Source organism: Streptomyces sp. NPDC127084 (assembly GCF_042724175.1).
GTDB lineage: Bacteria > Actinomycetota > Actinomycetes > Streptomycetales > Streptomycetaceae > Streptomyces.
The window spans coordinates 1-4,071 of record NZ_JBHXFA010000288.1 but is presented as its reverse complement, the minus strand read 5'-3'; the positions used below and the strand labels follow the sequence as shown (position 1 = coordinate 4,071).

Here is a 4,071-nt window from a genome sequence, read left to right as displayed (position 1 = left end):
GCGCCCCTCCCTCCCCCCCCCCCCCCCCCGCGCCCGCCCCCCCCCGCCCCCCCCGCCCCGCCAGCCCTGTGCGGACGTCTCAGTGGATGATGCCGGTACGCAGGGCCACGGCCACCATTCCGGCCCGGTCGCCGGTGCCGAGCTTGCGCGCGATCCGGGCGAGGTGGCTCTTCACGGTCAGGGCCGAAAGGCCCATCGACACTCCGATCGCCTTGTTCGACTGGCCCTCGGCGACGAGCCGGAGCACCTCCACCTCCCGCCCGGACAGCTCGCGGTAGCCGCCGGGGTGGCTCGGGGCGCCGGGGGGACGGCGGTGCAGCCGGGCGGCAGCCGAGCCGATGGGCGCGGCGCCGGGACGGGTGGGGTGGCCGAGGTTGGTACGGGTGCCGGTGACGACATAGCCCTTGACCCCGCCCGCGAGGGCGTTGCGCACCGCGCCGATGTCGTCGGCCGCGGAGAGCGCGAGCCCGTTGGGCCAGCCCGCCGCACGGGTCTCGGAAAGCAGGGTCAGCCCGGAGCCGTCGGGCAGGTGGACGTCGGCCACGCAGATGTCGCGCGGATTGCCGACGCGGGGGCGGGCCTCCGCGATGGACGACGCTTCGATGACGTCACGTACTCCGAGGGCCCACAGGTGGCGGGTCACGGTGGAACGGACGCGCGGGTCGGCCACGACGACCATGGCCGTCGGCTTGTTCGGGCGGTAGGCGACCAGGCTTGCGGGCTGCTCGAGGAGAACGGACACCAGGCCTCCTGGAAGGTGGGGGGGACGGGGCCGGCTCGGGGATGAAGCCGGGGCGAACCGTGCTTGAAGGGTCACCACCTCTTCGGCAGCAATCTCGCGCGCCTTTAGAGAATGATCACGATTTGGTGAGTAACAATTCCGGCAATTCAGACATCTGCGCGGTACGTGTGCCTGCGCCCCCGGGGCATGGTCCGTCTGGGGTAGAGGGGACGCGCATGGGTCTCGTCCGGGATCGACCCACTCCGGGGATCCGCCCCACCGCGAAACCGCGGTTTACCGCGCGTCCGGTCCGCGGCGCTGAGGGAGGGAGACCACGCCGGAGGACGCGTCAGGCGTCGACGGAGGCAGCCCCGCCACCTGGCACAGCAGGTCGCACCAGGCCGCCAGGTGCGCCGCCGTGTCCGGGACTCCGTCGCGGCCCTCGAGCGGGGTCCAGGACGCCCGGATCTCGATCTGGGTCGCGGGGCGGCGCTCGGCGAGGGCGCCGAAGTAGTGCGAGCCGGCCCGGGTGACCGTGCCGCCCGCCTCGCCGTGGAAAAGGCCGCGCGCCTCCAGTGCGCCCGTCAGCCAGGACCAGCACACCTCGGGCAGCAGCGGGTCCACCGCCATCTCCGGTTCCAGCTCCGCCCGTACCAGGGTGACCAGTCGGAACGTGCCCTTCCAGGCCTCGTGCCCGGAAGGGTCGTGCAGCAGTACCAGGCGGCCGTCCGCGAGGTCCTCGTCGTCGTCGACGACCGCCGCCTCCAGGGCGTACGCGTGCGGCGCGAGCCGCTGCGGCGGCCGCGTGCGCTCCACCTCGATCTCCGGCCGCAGCCGGGCGGCGGCGAATGCGTCCACTGCTTGGCGGAACGCACGCGGGAGGGCGTTCCGCTCCGCGTCGTCGGAATGATCGGAGAACTGTCCCTGAGCCGCAGCCATGCCGGGAAGAGTAAGCGGAACGGGGGCCGCGTGCAGGGAGGACACCCGGCTGGGCGTGCTGCTCGCGCCCACATGCGAAGATTCTGGGCGTGAGCGCCAACGACCTTCCCACGACTCCCGCCGCCCCGGACGCCACCCGGCCCGCGAGCCCGGCGGCTGCCGCCACCCGTGACTCCGCCTTCATCAAGGCGTGCCGGCGCGAGGAGGTGCCGCACACCCCGGTCTGGTTCATGCGCCAGGCAGGGCGGTCACTCCCCGAGTACCTGAAGGTGCGCGAGGGCATCCCGATGCTGGAGTCCTGCATGCGGCCCGAGCTGGTCACCGAGATCACGCTCCAGCCGGTGCGCCGGCACAAGGTCGACGCCGCGATCTACTTCAGCGACATCGTCGTCCCGCTCAAGGCCATCGGGATCGATCTGGACATCAAGCCGGGTGTCGGCCCGGTCGTCGCGGAGCCGATCCGCCGCCGGGAGGACCTCGCCCGACTGCGCGAGCTGACGCCGGACGACGTGGCTTATGTCACCGAGGCCATCGGTATGCTCACCGGCGAGCTCGGCGCCACCCCGCTCATCGGCTTCGCCGGCGCTCCGTTCACCCTCGCCAGCTACCTCGTGGAGGGCGGCCCGTCCCGTAACCATGAGCACACCAAAGCTCTGATGTACGGTGATCCACAGCTGTGGGCCGATCTGCTGGACCGGCTCGCCGACATCACCGCGGCCTTCCTGAAGGTGCAGATCGAGGCCGGGGCGTCGGCGGTGCAGTTGTTTGACTCCTGGGTCGGGGCGCTGGCCCCCGCGGATTACCGGCGCTCGGTGATGTCCGCGTCCACCAAGGTGTTCGAGGCCGTCCAGGGCTACGGTGTCCCGCGCATCCACTTCGGTGTCGGCACCGGCGAGCTGCTGGGCCTGATGGGAGAGGCGGGCGCGGATGTCGTCGGCGTCGACTGGCGGGTACCGCTGGACGAGGCAGCGCGCCGGGTGGGCCCCGGCAAGGCGCTCCAGGGCAACCTGGACCCGGCGGTCCTGTTCTCCTCGCCCGAGGCGATCGAGGCGAAGACCCGCGAGGTGCTCGCCGCCGCTACCGGGCTCGATGGCCATATCTTCAACCTGGGACACGGTGTGCTGCCTACCACGGCTCCGGACGCCCTGACGCGACTCGTGGAGTACGTGCACAGCCACACCGCGTGCTGACGGATCCAAAGAAAGCGGTGCTCGATGCCGCAAGTCGTTCCGACGCTGACTCTGCCGCGCCCGCAACGGGAGCAGGAGCCGGCACCGCCGCATCCGCCCGCGCCTCGGCGCGGGCGGATCGCCGCACTCGACGGTCTGCGGCTGCTCGCCGCCCTGATGGTGGTGGCCTACCACTACCTGGCGTGGAGAGGGAGCTGGCCGGCTCCCACTGAGATCACCTTCCCCACCGCCTTCCCGTTCGCCGTCTACGGCTGGCTCGGTGTGGAGTTGTTCTTCCTGATCAGCGGCTTCGTCATCTGCATGAGCTGCTGGGGCCGGTCGTTGGGGGATTTCTTCGTATCCCGGGTGAGTCGGCTCTACCCGGCCTACTGGCTCGCTGTGCTCACCACCTCCGCCGTGCTGCTGCTGGTGCCGGGAGGCTGGGACCCGCATCCCTGGCCGGACATCCTGATCAACCTGACCATGCTCAATGAGCCGCTCGGGGTCCGCTCGGTCGACGCGGTGTACTGGACCCTCTTCGCGGAGCTCCGCTTCTATCTGCTGTTCGCGATCGTGGCCTGGCGGGGTCTGACCTACAGGCGCGTGGTGGTCTTCTGCTGCGTCTGGGCCGTGGCGGGCCTCGCCTTCCACAAGACAGGCGACGAAGCCCTGCGGGTCATGATCATGCCGACGTTCTGCTGGTACTTCATCGCGGGTATGGCGTTCTACCTGATGTACCGCTTCCGGCCGACGCCGCTGCTCACCGGGATCGTGCTGGTGTGCTTCGGGGCGTCCGTGTCGTCCGCCCGCCTGGTCTGGCGCAACACGCTCGACCACTTCGACCGCCAGATCCCGTTCTGGCCGGTCGCGTTGATCCTCGTCGCCTGCTTCGCCCTCATGGCCCTTGTCGCCACCGGGAGACTGTCCTGGATGAACTGGCGGTGGCTGGGATACGCGGGCGCCACCACGTACCCGCTGTACCTGCTGCACGAGAAGATCGGCTGGGAGATCATCGGCGTTCTGGCGCCGTACGTACCCGGGTATCTGCTCGTCGGGCTGCTCACCGCCTGCATGCTGGTAGCCGCCTACCTGGTGCACCGCCTGGTGGAGAAACCGGTGTCCGGCTGGCTGAAGCACCGGTTGAACCGCGCTGTCGCCGAGTCCGCACGGCAACGCGAAGACGCCTCGCAACGGACCCCGACGCACTGAACTCCGGCGGTCCGCCCGCTCCCGACCAGGGAG

4 protein-coding genes are annotated in these 4,071 nt (G+C 70.7%); 2 read left to right on the top strand and 2 right to left on the bottom strand.

Annotated elements, in window-relative coordinates:
• Nucleotides 1–79 precede the first annotated feature (79 nt).
• Together ACFWI9_RS33245 and ACFWI9_RS33240 are read right to left on the bottom strand one after the other, a co-directional pair.
• Nucleotides 80–742 carry a response regulator transcription factor gene (locus tag ACFWI9_RS33245; protein ID WP_242330499.1) on the bottom strand — a complete coding sequence of 221 codons (663 nt, stop codon included), beginning with the start codon at nt 740–742 and terminating at the stop codon, nt 80–82.
• 273 nt (nt 743–1,015) lie between these two features.
• Nucleotides 1,016–1,660: a DUF3000 domain-containing protein gene (locus ACFWI9_RS33240; RefSeq protein WP_387168738.1), complete on the bottom strand. Its 645-nt coding sequence runs from the start codon at nt 1,658–1,660 to the stop codon at nt 1,016–1,018.
• 89 nt (nt 1,661–1,749) lie between these two features.
• Between ACFWI9_RS33240 and hemE the strand changes: the two genes are divergently transcribed.
• Together hemE and ACFWI9_RS33230 are read left to right on the top strand one after the other, a co-directional pair.
• Nucleotides 1,750–2,850, top strand: a complete 1,101-nt coding sequence (gene hemE, locus ACFWI9_RS33235; RefSeq protein WP_387168735.1) for a uroporphyrinogen decarboxylase — start codon at nt 1,750–1,752, stop codon at nt 2,848–2,850.
• Between the two features lie 24 nt (nt 2,851–2,874).
• A complete protein-coding gene (locus ACFWI9_RS33230) occupies nt 2,875–4,038 on the top strand; it encodes an acyltransferase family protein (protein WP_387168732.1) in 1,164 nt (387 codons plus the stop codon).
• Nucleotides 4,039–4,071 lie beyond the last annotated feature (33 nt).